This is a genomic window from Desertihabitans brevis (assembly GCF_003327535.1).
GTDB classification, from domain to species: Bacteria; Actinomycetota; Actinomycetes; order Propionibacteriales; family Propionibacteriaceae; genus Desertihabitans; species Desertihabitans brevis.
On sequence record NZ_QOUI01000001.1, the window covers coordinates 645,442 to 659,805 of the forward strand.

General features: G+C 74.4%; 15 protein-coding genes. 4 read left to right on the top strand and 11 right to left on the bottom strand.

All coding sequences use genetic code 11. The annotated features are described in order from the left end of the window. Positions 1-21: 21 nt before the first annotated feature. Genes DT076_RS03010 through rimO form a run of 3 tightly spaced genes read right to left on the bottom strand, consistent with a single transcriptional unit; the run spans position 22 to position 2,584 of the window. Entirely contained in the window at positions 22-525 is a 504-nt protein-coding gene (locus DT076_RS03010) for a CinA family protein (protein WP_233493587.1), read from the bottom strand. A 20-nt stretch (positions 526-545) separates the two neighbouring features. Beyond that, on the bottom strand, positions 546-1,121 hold the full coding sequence (pgsA, locus tag DT076_RS03015; RefSeq protein WP_267896796.1) for a CDP-diacylglycerol--glycerol-3-phosphate 3-phosphatidyltransferase: 576 nt from the start codon (positions 1,119-1,121) through the stop codon (positions 546-548). After that, positions 1,118-2,584: a 30S ribosomal protein S12 methylthiotransferase RimO gene (gene rimO, locus DT076_RS03020; RefSeq protein ID WP_114125103.1), complete on the bottom strand. Its 1,467-nt coding sequence runs from the start codon at positions 2,582-2,584 to the stop codon at positions 1,118-1,120. The genes pgsA and rimO overlap by 4 nt, the downstream gene beginning before the upstream one ends. A gap of 94 nt (positions 2,585-2,678) precedes the next feature. On the opposite strand from rimO, the gene DT076_RS03025 reads away from it, so the two are divergent. Then, the gene (locus DT076_RS03025; RefSeq protein ID WP_114125104.1) at positions 2,679-3,152 is read left to right on the top strand and encodes a hypothetical protein; all 474 of its coding nucleotides are present in this window, start codon (positions 2,679-2,681) and stop codon (positions 3,150-3,152) included. 70 nt (positions 3,153-3,222) lie between these two features. Here DT076_RS03025 and DT076_RS03030 read toward each other — a convergent pair whose 3' ends face one another. From DT076_RS03030 to DT076_RS03040, 3 genes are all read right to left on the bottom strand, one after another. Next, positions 3,223-5,550: a DNA translocase FtsK gene (locus DT076_RS03030; protein WP_199538932.1), complete on the bottom strand. Its 2,328-nt coding sequence runs from the start codon at positions 5,548-5,550 to the stop codon at positions 3,223-3,225. Between the two features lie 371 nt (positions 5,551-5,921). Then, positions 5,922-6,749, bottom strand: coding sequence for a bifunctional hydroxymethylpyrimidine kinase/phosphomethylpyrimidine kinase (thiD, locus tag DT076_RS03035; RefSeq protein WP_114125106.1), 828 nt, complete (start codon positions 6,747-6,749; stop codon positions 5,922-5,924). Continuing rightward, entirely contained in the window at positions 6,730-7,695 is a 966-nt protein-coding gene (locus tag DT076_RS03040) for a thiamine-phosphate kinase (protein WP_114125107.1), read from the bottom strand. The genes thiD and DT076_RS03040 overlap by 20 nt, the downstream gene beginning before the upstream one ends. A gap of 152 nt (positions 7,696-7,847) precedes the next feature. Between DT076_RS03040 and DT076_RS03045 the strand changes: the two genes are divergently transcribed. Further along, positions 7,848-8,084, top strand: coding sequence for an Lrp/AsnC family transcriptional regulator (locus tag DT076_RS03045; protein ID WP_114125108.1), 237 nt, complete (start codon positions 7,848-7,850; stop codon positions 8,082-8,084). Positions 8,085-8,101: 17 nt separating this feature from the next. After that, complete coding sequence (locus tag DT076_RS03050) at positions 8,102-8,575, top strand: DUF3515 domain-containing protein (RefSeq protein ID WP_233493588.1); 474 nt, start codon at positions 8,102-8,104, stop codon at positions 8,573-8,575. A 24-nt stretch (positions 8,576-8,599) separates the two neighbouring features. Here the strand turns inward: DT076_RS03050 and DT076_RS03055 are convergent, their stop codons facing one another. The 3 genes from DT076_RS03055 to DT076_RS03065 all read right to left on the bottom strand — a co-directional run bounded on the left by DT076_RS03055 (position 8,600) and on the right by DT076_RS03065 (position 11,558). After that, positions 8,600-9,730, bottom strand: a complete 1,131-nt coding sequence (locus tag DT076_RS03055) for a D-alanine--D-alanine ligase family protein (RefSeq protein WP_114125109.1) — start codon at positions 9,728-9,730, stop codon at positions 8,600-8,602. Between the two features lie 68 nt (positions 9,731-9,798). Further along, positions 9,799-10,794 carry an NAD(P)H-dependent glycerol-3-phosphate dehydrogenase gene (locus DT076_RS03060; RefSeq protein WP_233493589.1) on the bottom strand — a complete coding sequence of 332 codons (996 nt, stop codon included), beginning with the start codon at positions 10,792-10,794 and terminating at the stop codon, positions 9,799-9,801. Continuing rightward, a complete protein-coding gene (locus DT076_RS03065; RefSeq protein ID WP_114125110.1) occupies positions 10,791-11,558 on the bottom strand; it encodes a lysophospholipid acyltransferase family protein in 768 nt (255 codons plus the stop codon). The genes DT076_RS03060 and DT076_RS03065 overlap by 4 nt, the downstream gene beginning before the upstream one ends. 57 nt (positions 11,559-11,615) lie before the next feature. Here DT076_RS03065 and cofC point away from each other — a divergent pair, with 57 nt between their 5' ends. After that, positions 11,616-12,260 (top strand): 2-phospho-L-lactate guanylyltransferase, encoded by a 645-nt coding sequence (gene cofC / locus DT076_RS03070; RefSeq protein WP_233493590.1) that lies wholly within the window; start codon positions 11,616-11,618, stop codon positions 12,258-12,260. Between the two features lie 28 nt (positions 12,261-12,288). Here the strand turns inward: cofC and leuD are convergent, their stop codons facing one another. Next, entirely contained in the window at positions 12,289-12,894 is a 606-nt protein-coding gene (leuD, locus tag DT076_RS03075; RefSeq protein ID WP_114125112.1) for a 3-isopropylmalate dehydratase small subunit, read from the bottom strand. 28 nt (positions 12,895-12,922) lie between these two features. Then, complete coding sequence (leuC, locus tag DT076_RS03080; RefSeq protein WP_114125113.1) at positions 12,923-14,320, bottom strand: 3-isopropylmalate dehydratase large subunit; 1,398 nt, start codon at positions 14,318-14,320, stop codon at positions 12,923-12,925. Between the last annotated feature and the right edge of the window lie 44 nt (positions 14,321-14,364).

The window sequence follows — 14,364 nt, forward strand, 5'->3', positions numbered from 1 at the left end:
CCGGCCCGCGCCCGGCCCCGCTCAGTCCAGCTGCTCCAGCAGCAGCCCCAGCGCGTGCACCACGGCGGCGTCGCGCACCTCGTTGCGGTCGCCGTCCAGCTGCAGCAGCCGGGCCGAGACGCCGTCGGGTCCGGCCACCGCCACCCAGACGTGACCGGGCGGGTGGTCGTCGACCGGTGCGGGTCCGGCGACGCCGGTGGTCGCCACCCCGAAGTCGGCGCCCAGCCGCTCCTGCACGCCCGTGGCCATCGCCGTCGCCACCGGCTCGGACACCACCCCGTGCTCGGCGACCACGTCCTCCGGCACGCCGAGCACGCCGATCTTCACCTCGGTGGCGTAGCTGACCACGCCGCCACGCAGCACGGCCGACGCGCCAGGCACCTCGGCCAGGCTCGCCGAGACCAGCCCGGCGGTCAGCGACTCCGCGGTCGCGACGGTGCCGCCGCGGGCGATCAGCCGGCCGACCACGGTCCGGGTGACGGCGTCGGGGCGTGACGGGTCGGCCACCGCCTCGTGGGCGTCCACGACCCCCGCTCCGTCCCCGCTCACGCCGTCCGCCCCTGCCGGCGCAGCCGGACCGCGGCGAGCACGTAGTCGACACCGGTGACCACGGTGACCACCAGGGCCGCGATCATCGCCACCACCGAGACGACGTCCGGCCAGCCGCTCAGCGGCAGCAGGTACAGCACCAGCGCCACCGCCTGCAGCACCGTCTTGACCTTCCCGCCGCGGCTGGCCGCCATCACGCCGTAGCGCAGCACCACGAAGCGCAGCACGGTGATGCCCCACTCGCGCAGCAGGATGACCACGGTCACCCACCACCACAGCTCACCGATGATGCTCAGCCCGACGAAGGCCATCCCGGTCAGCGCCTTGTCCGCGATCGGGTCGGCCAGCTTGCCGAAGCTGGTGATGAGGTCGTGGCGGCGCGCCAGGTAGCCGTCCAGGCTGTCGGTGGCGATGGCCAGCACGAACACCACGGTGCTGGCGACCCGCCAGCCAGTCTCGTCCGGGTGCGCCAGCAGCATCCAGCCGAACACCGGCACCATGAGGATCCGCAGCAGGGTGAGCGCGTTCGGCACGTTGACGTTGGACACCGCCGGCGCGGGTGCGCTGCTCACCGGCCCACCTCGGCGGTGAGGTCGGCGCCCTCGCTGGCCACCACGGTCGCCCGCACCAGGTCACCCACCGACAGACCGGCGACGTCGCCGACCAGCCGGGTGGTCCCGTCGACCTCCGGGCCCTGGTGGGCCGACCGGCCGACCCAGACCCGCTCGTCCTCGTCGTGCTCCTCCACCAGCACCTGCACCGGCTCGCCGAGCCGGTCCTCGGCCCGCTGGTCCATCAGCTCCGCGGCCAGGTCGGCCGCGGCCTCGCGCCGCTGCTCGACGACCTCCTCGTCGAGGTGGCCATCCAGCCCGGCGGCGGCGGTGCCGTCCTCGTCGGAGTAGCCGAACACACCGATCGCGTCGAGCCGGGCGGCCTCGAGGAAGCCGAGCAGGGTGGCGAGGTCGTCCTCGGTCTCGCCGGGGAAGCCGACGATGACGTTGGAGCGGATGCCGGCGGTCGGCGCCTGCCGGCGGACCGACTCGATGAGCCCGAGGAACGACTCGGGGTCGCCGAAGCGCCGCATCCGGCGCAGCACGGTCGGCGAGGCGTGCTGGAACGACAGGTCGAAGTAGGGCACGACCCCCTCGATCGAGCACATCGCGCTGACCAGGTCGGGACGGGTCTCGGCCGGCTGCAGGTAGGAGACCCGGACCCAGTCGATGCCGTCCACGGCCACCAGCTCGCCCAGCAGCGACTCCATCGCCCGCAGGTCGCCGAGGTCCTTGCCGTAGGAGCTGGAGTTCTCGCTGACCAGGAACACCTCGCGCACCCCCTGCTCGGCCAGCCAGCGCGCCTCAGCGACGACGTCGGCCGGTGGTCGGGAGACGTAGGCGCCGCGGAAGGCGGGGATGGCGCAGAAGGTGCAGCGGCGGTCGCAGCCGGAGGCGATCTTCAGGGGAGCCATCGGGCCGCTGCCGAGCCGGCGGCGCAGCGCCCGCGGCCCGCTGGCCGGCGCCAACCCGCTCGGCAGGTCGGGGGCCTGGCCGTGGCCGGGGACGGCGACCGCCGGGGCCGCCTGCGGGCGCTGGACCGGGGCGATCGGCAGCAGCTGGCGCCGGTCGCGTGGCGCGTGGGCGACGTGCTGGCCGCCGGCGAGGATGTCGGTGAGCCGGGTGGCGACGTCGGCGTAGTCGTCGAAGCCGAGCACCGCGTCGGCCTCGGGCAGCGACTCGGCCAGCTCGCGGCCGTAGCGCTCGGCCAGGCAGCCCACGGCCACCACCGCGCGGGCCCGGCCGCTCTCCTTGAGGTCGGCGGCGGCCAGCAGCGTGTCCACCGAGTCCTTCTTGGCCGACTCGACGAAGCCGCAGGTGTTGACCATCACCGCCTCGGCCTGCTCGGGGTCGTCCACGAGGCGGAACCCGCCGGCCTCCAGCCGGGCCGCCAGCTCCTCGGAGTCGACGTCGTTGCGGGCGCAGCCGAGGGAGACGAGGTGGACGCTGGTGAGCTGGGCGGGGCCCTGGGTGGTGGCAGTCATGACCGTCCCAGTATGGCGCAGGTGAACCGTCGGCCCCCTACGCTCGTCGCCGACGCCGCCGACCGGCGCTGTCGCACCGCGAAGAGGGAGTTCCATGTTCCGTCCACGTGTCCCGCTGGCCATCGCCGCCGTCGTCTGCGGTCTGGGTCTGTCGCTGAGCGCCTGCAGCGCCGGCGCCGAGCAGACCGAGTCCCCCGCGCCGGCCGGCAGCTCGGCCCCGGCGGAGGCCCCGGAGCAGACCGAGGAGACCACCGGCGACGACGGCTCGGGTACCGACGGCAAGCCGGCCAAGGAGGACGTGGTCGCCGGCTACGCCGCGCTGATCGAGGAGCAGATGGGCTCGATGATCCCCGACGGCGGCGAGGTCGACATGGAGGCCATCGTCACCGAGGTGGCGCAGTGCTTCGTCGACGAGGTCTACGACGAGGCCTCGGTGCAGACGTTGGAGGCGCTGGCCGCCTCCGACGCCGCCGGGATCGACCCGGCCGACACCCAGCTGTTCACCGACGCCCAGGGCACCTGCACCGAGCAGATCACCCAGAGCATCCAGGAGCAGATGGGCGGCTGAGCCGCCGGCGGACGCCGTCCGCCCAGCACGAGGGCCCGGGTCGTCGACCCGGGCCCTCGTCACGTCCCGCTCAGGCGCGCTGCAGGTTCTCCAGCACCTCGTCCAGCTCGTCGGGCTTGACCAGCACCTCGCGCGGCTTGGAGCCCTCCGAGGGCCCGACGATGCCGCGGGTCTCCAGGATGTCCATCAGCCGGCCGGCCTTGGCGAAGCCGACCCGGAGCTTGCGCTGCAGCATCGAGGTGGAGCCGAGGTCGAGCTGGACGACCAGCTTGGCCGCCTCGAGCACGAGCTCCATGTCGTCGCCGATGTCCTCGACCACCTTCTTCGACTCCGCCGGGGCGGCGACGTCGTCGCGGTAGGTCGGTGAGAGCTGCTCGGTGACGTGCTTGACCACCGAGCGGACCTCGGCCTCCCCCACCCAGGCGCCCTGCACGCGGACCGGCTTGCCGGCCCCCATCGGCAGGAACAACCCGTCACCCTGACCGACCAGCTTCTCGGCACCGGGCTGGTCGAGGATGACGCGGGAGTCGGTCATCGAGGAGGTGGCGAAGGCGAGCCGGCTGGGCACGTTGGCCTTGATCAGACCGGTCACCACGTCGGTGCTGGGCCGCTGGGTGGCCAGCACCAGGTGGATGCCGGCGGCGCGGGCCAGCTGGGTGATCCGCACGATCGAGTCCTCGACGTCGCGGGGGGCCACCATCATCAGGTCGGCGAGCTCGTCGACGATCACCAGCAGGTAGGGGTAGGGCGCGAGCACCCGCTCCGACCCCTCCGGTGGCTTCACCTGCCCCGCCCGGACGGCCTTGTTGAAGTCGTCGACGTGGCGGAACCCGAAGGCGGCCAGGTCGTCGTAGCGCAGGTCCATCTCGCGGACCACCCACTGCAGCGCCTCGGCGGCCTTCTTCGGGTTGGTGATGATCGGGGTGACCAGGTGCGGGATGCCCTCGTAGGCGGTCAGCTCGACCCGCTTGGGGTCGACCAGCAGCATCCGCACCTCGTCGGGGGTGGCCCGCATCATCACCGAGGTGATCATCGAGTTGATGAAGGAGGACTTGCCCGAGCCGGTGGCGCCGGCCACCAGCAGGTGCGGCATCTTGGCCAGGTTCGCGACCACGAAACCGCCCTCGACGTCCTTGCCGAGCCCGACCGTCATCGGGTGGTGGTCGCCGCGTGCCTTGGACGAGCGCAGCACGTCGCCGAGGGTGACCACCTCCTTGTCGACGTTGGGGATCTCGATGCCGATCGCGGACTTGCCGGGGATCGGCGAGAGGATCCGGACGTCGGCGCTGGCCACCGCGTAGGCGATGTTCTTGCTCAGGGCGGTGACCTTCTCCACCTTCACCGCCGGGCCGAGCTCGACCTCGTAGCGGGTCACGGTGGGACCGCGGGTGTAGCCGGTGACGGTGGCGTCGATGCCGAACTCCTCCATCACCTGGGTGAGCTGGCCGACCACGGCGTCCGAGGCCTGGGTGCGGGCCTTGGGGACGGTGCCGACCTTGAGCACGCCGGCGTCCGGCAGCAGGTACTGCACGTCGCCCGACAGCGTCAGCTGCTCGACCCGCTGCGGGATCGGGGTGTGGTTCGGCGGCTCGAGCGTGGTGTGGTCGAGGGAGCCCTCCTCGGCGGCGGGCGGCAGACCGGCGGTGGTGCGCCGGTCCGGCGTCGGCTCTGCGACGTCCGCGGGCGCCGGCTCCGCTGCGGCCCCGACGACCTCGGTCGGGTCGTCGACGACCGGGGTGGCATCGGCGGCCGCGGCGTCGGCGGTCAGGCTGCGGCGGCGACGCCTGCGCGGCGGCTCCTCCACCACGGGGGTGTCGTAGGCCTCGTCGACGCCGTACTCGATGTCGTCGGGACGCCGCTCGAGTCGGCGCGGGGCGGCCTCGCGCAGGGCGCGGATCCGGCCGGGCACCTCGTGCAGCGGGATCCCGACCACCACGACCAGGCCGAAGACGGCGAGCAGCACCAGCAGCGGGACGCTGACCCAGACCGTCAGCAGCTCCGACAGCAGGCTGGAGGAGATGAAGCCGAGGACGCCGCCGGCCTCGCGCAGCAGCTCGGGCTGGGACGGCTCCGGACTGCCCTGGGAGATGTTGACCAGACCGAGCAGACCCAGCGAGAGCGACAGCCAGCCGACCGCCTGGCGTCCGGCCGGGCCGTTGCGGTCGGGATGACGCAGGGTGCGCCAGGCCATCCCGGCGAAGAACAGCGGTGCGGCGACCGAGAGCATGCCGATGACGGTGGAGACGCCGACGTGCACCCAGCGCCCGACCGGGTCGGGCAGCCCGAACCAGAACTCGGCGGCCAGCACGATGGCGACCGCCAGCATCAGCAGCCCGGCCCCGTCACGGCGCAGCGCCGGGTCGAGCTCCTCCTCGCGCGGGCCCAGGCTGCGGGCCATCGCCCCGACACCGTGCGCCAGCCCGGAGAACACTGCCATCACCCCGTTGCCGATCACCGCCCAGACCGAGCGGCGGGGTGCGGCCGCGCGCGACTGCGGACGCCGGGTCGACCTCGAGCGGGTCGCCGGCTTGCGGCTCGAGGACGCCGGTCGGCTGGTGCGGGTGGAGGACTTGCTTCCGGACGACCGCGGACGGCTGGAACCGGACCGAGACGTCGATCCGGTGCTCGACCGCGGTGGGGAAGACGCGCGGGTCGCCATGGCACGGAGGCTACGCCATCACCGTCCGCCGGGGGCCCGCACACGCCGGAGCGCCGGGTGCCCTGCCGCCGTCGCCGCGCACCCTCGCGGCACATCCCGGAGGGTGGGGCTCACAGGTGCGGGCGGAGCCGCCACAGGTGGTCGACCGGCCCGATCCCCGCCCCCAGCGCGAACCCGGCGACGATCCCGCCGGTGGTGTAGTCCTTGGCGCGGGCGACCGCGGTCGGCACGTCGTCGCCCAGGGCGAGCCGGCTGGCCAGCGCCGAGGCCAGCGTGCACCCGGTGCCGTGGGTGTGACGGTTGTCCGCGCGCTCGGCGGTGAAGGGCAGCGGCTCGTCGGCGTCGGCGCCCAGCAGCAGGTCGGTGGGCGGCCCGGAGCGGTGGCCGCCCTTGACCAGCACCCAGCCCGGCCCCGCACCGGCCAGCGCGCGGGCCAGCTCGGCGGGCGGGGTGTACTCGGGCAGCCCGCTAAGCAGCACCGCCTCGGGCAGGTTGGGCGTGACCACCGTGGCGTGCGGCAGCAGCAGCTCGCGGAGCGCGGCGACCGCGTCGGCGGCCAGCAGGGGGTCGCCGTGCTTGGAGGCGCACACCGGGTCGACCACCACCGGGACACCCGGCGGCAGGGTCTGCAGCAGTCCGGCCACCGTCTCGATCACCTCGGCAGTGGGCAGCATGCCGGTCTTCACCGCGTCCACGCCGATGTCGTCGACGACGCTGCGGAACTGCCCGCTCACGGCCTCCACCGGCAGCGGCCAGTAGTCCTGGACGCCGAGGGAGTTCTGGGCGGTGACCGCGGTGAGCACGCTCATCCCGTGCACGCCGAGGGCCAGCATGGTCTTGAGGTCGGCCTGGATCCCCGCTCCCCCGCCGGAGTCGGACCCGGCGACGGTGAGCACCCGGGCGGTCGGCAGCACGGGCTCAGGCGCCGAAGTGGTCATGACCACCGACCCCCTCCCACTCCCGGCCGTCCACGGTGACGCGCGTGTCGGCCTCCGGCGGCGTGACCACCCGACCGACGACCCGCCAGCCCGCCGGGACGTCCGCCTCGGCGAAGGTGGCGGCCAGCGCGTGGTCCTCCCCGCCGGTGAGGACGAGCCGCAGCGGGTCGCCGCCGGTGGCCGCCGCCACCGTCTGCAGCACGTCGGGCACCTCGAAGGCGGCGCTGTCGAGGTCGATGGCGACCCCGGAGGCGGCGCACACGTGCCCGAGGTCGGCCAGCAGCCCGTCGGAGACGTCGATCATGGCGGTGGCGCCGGCCGCGCGGGCCTCTTCCCCGGCGCCCCACGGCACCTCGGGTGCGAGCTGGGCGGCCACCGCGGCCCGCGGCGAGCGGAACCCGCGGCCGAGGACGGCGAGTCCGGCGGCGGCCCAGCCGAGCCGTCCGCGGACCGCGACCACGTCGCCGGGGCGGGCGCCGGCCCGGGTGACGGCCGGGCCGTCCAGCCGTCCCAGCACGGTCACGCCGACGACGACGTCGCGGCTGCGGGTGGTGTCGCCGCCGACCAGCTGGGCACCGGCGAGCTCGCACTCCTGCAGCACGCCCTGGCGGAAGAACCGGAGCCAGGTGACCGGCAGGTCGGCCGGCGCGGACAGCGAGACCACCAGCGCCCACGGCCGGCCGCCCATCGCCTCGACGTCGGCGGCGGCCGCGGCGACCGCCTTGCGGCCGGTCTCCAGGCCGCTGCTCCAGTCGCGCTTGAAGTGCACGCCCTCGACCATCGTGTCGGTGGTCACCACCAGGTCGGACGCGCCGGGGGCCAGCACGGCCGCGTCGTCACCCGGCCCGACCCGGACGTCCGCGCCGAGCGGGAGCCCGCGGGTGATCAGCCCGACGACGCCGAACTCCCCCAGGCCGGCGAGGGTGGCGGGCGGCTGGTCGGTCATCGGGCTCCTGGTCGTCGACGGGTCCTCGGCAGGGGCACACGGTAGCGTGACCGCCAGCACGGCACCGAGACGGCGGGAGCAGGCACCATGGCCACCACTGACCCAGGCGCACCGACGGGGAACGGCCCCGAGCTCGACCACGGGCGGGCGGCATGAGCGTCCAGGCCTACGTGCTGGTGCAGACCGGGGTCGGGCAGGCGGCCACCGTCGCCGAGCGGATCCGCGGCCTCGACGGCGTCCGGGTGGCCCGCGACGTGACCGGGCCATACGACGTCGTGGTGGAGGTCGAGGTGGCCTCGATGGACGACCTCGGCCGCCTGGTGGTGACCGGCGTGCAAGGCATCGAGGGGATCACCCGCACCGTGACCTGCCCGGTGGTGCACCTCTGAGCGCCGCGGACGCCCCGGTGACCCGGGTGGCACCGGCGGTGCGCGGGCTGGCGGTGCTGACCGGTGCGGTGCTCGCCCTGGCCGGCTGCACCGCCGAGGTGGCGGTGGACGTCCCCAGCCCCGGCCCGGAGGCCGCCGCGGTCTGCTCCGCCCTGGTCGCCGACCTGCCCGAGCGGGTGGTCGGCCAGCCGACCCGCGACGTCGCCGCCGACCCGGGCGCCCCCGTGGCCGCGTGGGGGACGCCGCCGATCACGCTGCGCTGCGGCGTCCCGGCCCCGGCGGCGCTGGAACCCACCAGCCAGTGCTACGAGGTGGACGGGGTCGGGTGGTTCGCCGAGCAGGGCACCGACGGCTGGCTGTTCACCACCATCGGCCGGACCGCCTTCGTCGAGGTCGGCGTGCCCAGCCGCTACGCCCCCGAGGCCGACGCGCTGGTCGACCTGGCCCCGGCGGTGCGCACCCACGACCCGCTGCAGACCCCCTGCGTCTGAGGCTCGTCGTCCAGCGCGGACGCGTCAGCGCCAGGTGGGACGCCGCCGCAGCGCCTGCTGCAGCAGCTGGTCCACCAGCATCGGGTAGTCCACCCCGGAGGCCGCCCACACCTGCGGGTACATCGAGTGCTCGGTGAAGCCCGGCATGGTGTTGATCTCGTTCACCAGCACCCGCCCGTCGGTGGTGACGAAGGTGTCGACCCGGGCCAGCCCGGCCGCGCCGACGGCCTCGAAGGTGCGCACGGCGACCTCCTGCACCCGGGCCACGACCTCCTCGTCCAGGTCGGCCGGCACGGCCAGCGTGACCTGCTCCTCGGGCAGGTACTTGGCGTCGAAGTCGTAGAACTTGCCCTCGGTGTGCATGACGATCTCGCCGGGCACCGAGGTGCGCAACCCGTCCGGGCCCTCCAGCACCCCGCACTCGACCTCGCGGACGTCGGCCACCCCCTGCTCGACCATGCACTTGGTGTCGTGGCGGAACGCCTCCTCGACCGCGGCGGTCACCGCGTCGGGATCGGTCACCCGGGTGATGCCGATGCTCGATCCGCCGCTGCAGGGCTTGACGTAGACCGGGAACCGCAGAGTGGCCACGGCGTCCAGGCAAGCGGCGGGGTCGGCGTCCCACTGCTGGCGGGTGAAGGCGGTGTAGGGCCCGACGGGGAGCGCGCCGGCGCTGAGCACCTGCTTCATCCGCTCCTTGTCCATCGCGTTCGCGCTGGCCGCCACCCCCGAGCCGACGTAGGGCAGGCCGAGCATCTCGAACTGGCCCTGGATGGTGCCGTCCTCGCCGTAGGAACCGTGCAGCAGCGCGAAGGCGACGTCGACCGGCACCGGGTCGACCAGCGTGGTGCCGTCACGGCCGGCCAGCAGCACCGTGTCGCCGTCGCGGTAGAGCAGCGCGTCGGTGCCCTCCTCCGGCACGCTGGGCAGCCGGCCGTCGCGGGTCTGCAGCCCGGCGACCTGCTCGGGGGTGAGGCGCAGCCAGCGGCCGTCCCGGGTGATGCCGATGCCGACCACCTCGTAGCGTCCCGCGTCCAGCGCCCGCACGACGTTGCCCGCGGTGAGGCAGGAGACCCCGTGCTCGGTGCTGACACCGCCGAAGACGAGCGCCACGGTGACCCGCGGCGCGGCGGTGCTGACAGGGTGGTCGCTCATGGGGGCCTCTCCGGGGTGCCGACGTCCGATCGGGTGCCCACCCTAGGGGTTGGTGGCCCCGGTCCCGGTCAGGCTCGCTCCGGCTTCGGGTCCCGGGCGAGCAGGTCCCGGATGGCCTCGGGCGGGGTGGTCTCACCGCGCACCACCCGGCGGACGCCCTCGACGATCGGCAGGTCGACGCCGGTGCGCCGGCCCAGGTCGGCGACCGACTCCGCCGACTGCACCCCCTCGGCCACCCCCAGGCTCCGGGCGGTGGCCTCGGCGACGTCGAGCCCCCGGCCGAGGTGCTCACCGAAGGTGCGGTTGCGCGAGAGCGGTGAGGAGCAGGTGGCCACCAGGTCACCCAGCCCGGCCAGCCCGGCGAAGGTGTGCGGGTCCGCGCCGAGGGCCTCGCCCAGCCGGGCGGTCTCGGCCAGCCCGCGGGTGATCACCGAGGCCACCGCGTTGGCGCCGTAGCCCAGACCGGTGCCCATCCCGACGGCGAGCGCGATGACGTTCTTGGTGGCCCCTGCCAGCTCGCAGCCGAGCACGTCGGTGTTGGTGTAGGGCCGGAAGGTGGGGCTGTGGCAGACCGCCTGGAGCCGTCGGGCGACGTCCCCGCGGCTCGCGGCCACCACGGCGGCCGCGGGCTGGCGCTCGGCGATCTCACGGGCCAGGTTGGGACCGGTGACGATCCCGATCCGGTCGGGGTCGATCCCGGTCACCTCCGCGACCACCTGGCTCATCCGCAGGTCGGTGCCCACCTCGATCCCCTTGGCCAGGCTGACCACCAGGCAGCCCTCGGGCAGGCGCCAGTCCCGCAGGGTCTCCCGCAGCCGTTGCGAGGGCACCGCGAGCACCACCACCTCCGCACCGTCCAGCGCGTCGGCGGGGTCGGCGGTGGCCCGGATGCCCGGCGGCAGCGCGATGTCGGGCAGGTAGTCGGGGTTGCGCCGGGTGCGCCGGACCGCCTCGGCGAGCTCGGGGCGGCGGGCCCAGAGCCGGACGTCGTGGCCGGCGTCGGCCAGCACCAGGGCGAACGCCGTCCCCCACGAGCCGGCGCCCATCACCGCGACGCGGGTCACCGGCGCTCCCGCGGCTGCGCCGACCCAGCGGGAGGCGGCACCTGCTGGCGGACCTCGCCCACCGCCGCGAGCAGCGCGGCGTGGATCCGGGCCGAGGCCTCGCGCAGCCGGAGGCCGTCGGGGTCGTGACCGCGCAGGTCGTCCAGCGCGACCGGCGGGCCCGCCACCACCCGGCACACCGGACGCCGCCAGAACCGCAGCATCCCGGGCCGCTTGCCGGGCATCAGCTCCTGGATCCCCCACTGCCCGACCGGGACCACCGGGCAGCCGGTGGCCAGGGCGATCCGGGCCGCACCGCTGCGCGGCGGCATCGGCCAGCCGTCGGGGTCGGAGGTGATGGTGCCCTCGGGATAGATGGTCACCGCCTGCCCGGCGGCGATGGCCTCCCGGGCGGCGGTCACCGAGGCGGCCGCGCGGTCGGAGCGGCGGTCCACCCGGATCTGGGCGGTGGCGCGCAGCAGCCGACCCAGCAGCGGGGCGTCGAAGAGCTCGGCCTTGGCCATGAACCGCGGCCAGCGTCCGGCACCCCAGGTGAGGAAGTGCCCGTAGCCGAGGAAGTCGACGTGGGACACGTGGTTGACCACCACCAGCACCCCGCCGGAGGCCGGGATGCGGTCGGCGTGGCGCCAGTCCGGCCGGGTCAGCCGGCGCATCAACCAGCCGAGCAGCACGATGACGCGGTGCAGCAGCGGCTCGGGCGGGTCGTGCAGCACCGAGCGGAGCGGTCGCCGGGTGCGGGCCCGGGTGGCGTCGAGGGAGCTCATCGTGGCGCCACCCTAGTGACCGCCGCCGGCCGCGACCGTGGTCGGTAGGGTCGACGGGTGCCACTGCCCGACCCGTCCTCCGCCGCTGTGCCGGTCGCGGTGCTGGCGATCAAGCCGTGGGCCCGGGCCAAGAGCCGGCTGGAGGCGGTGGCGCCGCCGGAGCGTGCCGCACTGGTGCGGGCGATGGCGCTGGACACCTGTGCCGCACTCGCGGCCGCCGGGTGCCGGCTGGTGCTGGTCAGCGACGAGCCGGGGCTGCCCGCGGCGCTGGCGGAGGCCGGGCTCGCTGCGACGGTCCTGCCCGACCCCGGAGGCGGCCTCAACCCGGCGCTGCGGGCCGGCGCGGCCGCAGCCGTCCGGGACGGTGCTCAGACGGTGCTCGCCGCGGTGTCGGACCTGCCCGCACTCGACGCCGACGCGGTCACCGCGGTGCTGGACCGGCTGGGCCCGGTCGGTCGCTGGTTCGTCCCCGACCGGTCCGGCGTCGGGACGTCGATGCTGCTGGCCCGCGGCACAGCCCTCGAGCCCGCCTTCGAGGGCGCCTCGGCGGCCCGGCACGCCGCCTCCGGTGCGCTCGCGCTGGAGGCCCCGGAGCGGGCCCGGCTGGACGTCGACGACGAGACCGACCTGGCCCGTGCGCTCCGGCACGGGGTCGGCGGGTGGACCGCGGCATGGGCCGCGGCCCGGGTCGGCGCCGGCTGACCCGAAGGGGACGGCGCCGACCGGGTGCTCAGCCGGCGGTGCGGGCCGGCAGGGTGGCGGGCTTGAAGGAGGGACGCCCGGCCTCGAAGGCGGTGATGTCCTCCTCGTGGCGCAGGGTGAGGGCGATGTCGTCCAGACCCTCCATCAGCCGCCAGCGGGTGTAGTCGTCGATCTGGAAGTCGACCTGCAGGTCGCCGTGGGTGATCCGGCGGGCGCCGAGGTCGACCGTCATCGGCACCGTCGGGTCGGCCTCGACCGCGTCCCACAACCGCTCGACGTCGCTCTGCTGCACCAGCGCCACCAGCAGACCGGCCTTGCCGGAGTTGGAGCGGAAGATGTCGCCGAACCTGGAGCCGATGACGACCTTGAAACCGTAGTTCTGCAGGGCCCAGACGGCGTGCTCACGAGAGGAGCCGGTACCGAAGTCCGGACCGGCGATGAGGATGTCCCCGCTCTTGTACTCGGGCTGGTTGAGCACGAAGTCGGCCTGGTTGCGCCAGGCGGCGAACAGCCCGTCCTCGAAACCGGTGCGGGTGACCCGCTTGAGGTAGACCGCCGGGATGATCTGGTCGGTGTCGACGTTGCTGCGCCGCAGCGGGACGGCGGTGCCGGTGTGGGTGGTGAAGGGTTCCATCGGGTTCTCCAGCTCTGCGGTCGGCGGGTCAGAGGTCGGCGGGGGCGCTCAGCGTGCCGAGCACCGCGGTGGCGGCGGCGACGGCCGGCGAGACCAGGTGGGTGCGTCCGCCCTTGCCCTGCCGTCCCTCGAAGTTGCGGTTGGAGGTCGAGGCGGCCCGCTCCCCCGGCGCCAGCTGGTCGGGGTTCATGCCCAGGCACATCGAGCAGCCAGCGGCGCGCCACTCCGCGCCGGCGTCCAGGAACACCTTGTCCAGACCCTCCACCTCGGCCTGCAGGCGGACCCGCGCCGAGCCGGGGACGACGAGCATCCGCACCCCCGCGGCGACCTGGCGGCCCTCGAGCACCGAGGCGGCCAGCCGCAGGTCCTCGATCCGGCCGTTGGTGCAGGAGCCGAGGAAGACCGTGTCGACCTTGATGTCGCGCATCGGCGTGCCGGCCTCCAGGCCCATGTAGGTGAGCGCCCGCTCGGCGGCGCTGCGGTCCACCTCGTCGGTGAAGGCGGACGGGTCGGGGACGGCCTCGCCCAGCGGGACGCCCTGACCGGGGTTGGTGCCCCAGGTGACGAAGGGCGTCAGCGTGCTGGCGTCGAGGTCGACCTCGACGTCGAAGGTGGCGTCGTCGTCGGAGCGCAGGGTCTTCCAGTAGGCGACCGCGGCGTCCCACTCCTCGCCCTGGGGGGCGTGCGGGCGTCCCTGCAGGTAGTCGAAGGTCTTCTGGTCCGGCGCGATCATGCCGGCCTTGGCGCCCCACTCGATCGACATGTTGCAGATCGTCATCCGGCCCTCCATGGAGAGCTTCTCGATCGCGCTGCCGCGGTACTCCACGATGTGGCCGGCGCCGCCGCCCGTGCCCACCTTGGCAATCAGCGCCAGCACCAGGTCCTTGGCGGTGACGCCCTCGGGCAGCTCGCCGGAGACGTTGACCGCCATCGTCTTCGGCCGCGCCTGGGGCAGCGTCTGGGTGGCCAGCACGTGCTCGACCTCGGAGGTGCCGATGCCGAACGCGATGGCGCCGAAGGCCCCGTGGGTGGAGGTGTGGGAGTCGCCGCAGACCACCGTCATGCCCGGCTGGGTGACGCCCAGCTGCGGACCGATGATGTGCACCACCCCCTGGTCCTTGTCGCCGAGGCTGTGGATCCGTACGCCGAACTCCTCGGCGTTGCGGCGCAGCGTGTCGACCTGGGTGCGCGAGACCGGGTCGGCGATCGGCTGGTCGATGTTCAGCGTCGGGGTGTTGTGGTCCTCGGTGGCCAGCGTGAGCTCGGGCCGGCGCACCCGCCGACCGCTCTGGCGCAGGCCGTCGAAGGCCTGCGGGCTGGTCACCTCGTGCACCAGGTGGAGGTCGATGTAGAGCAGGTCCGGCTCTCCATCGGCGCTGCGCACCACGTGGTCGTCCCACACCTTCTCGCTGAGCGTCCTGCCCATCAGATCCTCTTCCTCATCCGTCGCCGGCCACCCCGTCGGGGAAC

Bases quoted from the DNA above. Each gene is read 5' to 3' on its own strand.
- thiD (WP_114125106.1), bottom strand. From the start codon at position 6,749: ATGACCACTTCGGCGCCTGAGCCCGTGCTGCCGACCGCCCGGGTGCTC.
- DT076_RS03030 (WP_199538932.1), bottom strand. From the start codon at position 5,550: ATGGCCCGCAGCCTGGGCCCGCGCGAGGAGGAGCTCGACCCGGCGCTG.
- DT076_RS03065 (WP_114125110.1), bottom strand. From the start codon at position 11,558: ATGAGCTCCCTCGACGCCACCCGGGCCCGCACCCGGCGACCGCTCCGC.
- leuC (WP_114125113.1), bottom strand. From the start codon at position 14,320: ATGGGCAGGACGCTCAGCGAGAAGGTGTGGGACGACCACGTGGTGCGC.
- DT076_RS03055 (WP_114125109.1), bottom strand. From the start codon at position 9,730: ATGAGCGACCACCCTGTCAGCACCGCCGCGCCGCGGGTCACCGTGGCG.
- DT076_RS03025 (WP_114125104.1), top strand. From the start codon at position 2,679: ATGTTCCGTCCACGTGTCCCGCTGGCCATCGCCGCCGTCGTCTGCGGT.
- DT076_RS03045 (WP_114125108.1), top strand. From the start codon at position 7,848: ATGAGCGTCCAGGCCTACGTGCTGGTGCAGACCGGGGTCGGGCAGGCG.
- DT076_RS03040 (WP_114125107.1), bottom strand. From the start codon at position 7,695: ATGACCGACCAGCCGCCCGCCACCCTCGCCGGCCTGGGGGAGTTCGGC.
- leuD (WP_114125112.1), bottom strand. From the start codon at position 12,894: ATGGAACCCTTCACCACCCACACCGGCACCGCCGTCCCGCTGCGGCGC.
- rimO (WP_114125103.1), bottom strand. From the start codon at position 2,584: ATGACTGCCACCACCCAGGGCCCCGCCCAGCTCACCAGCGTCCACCTC.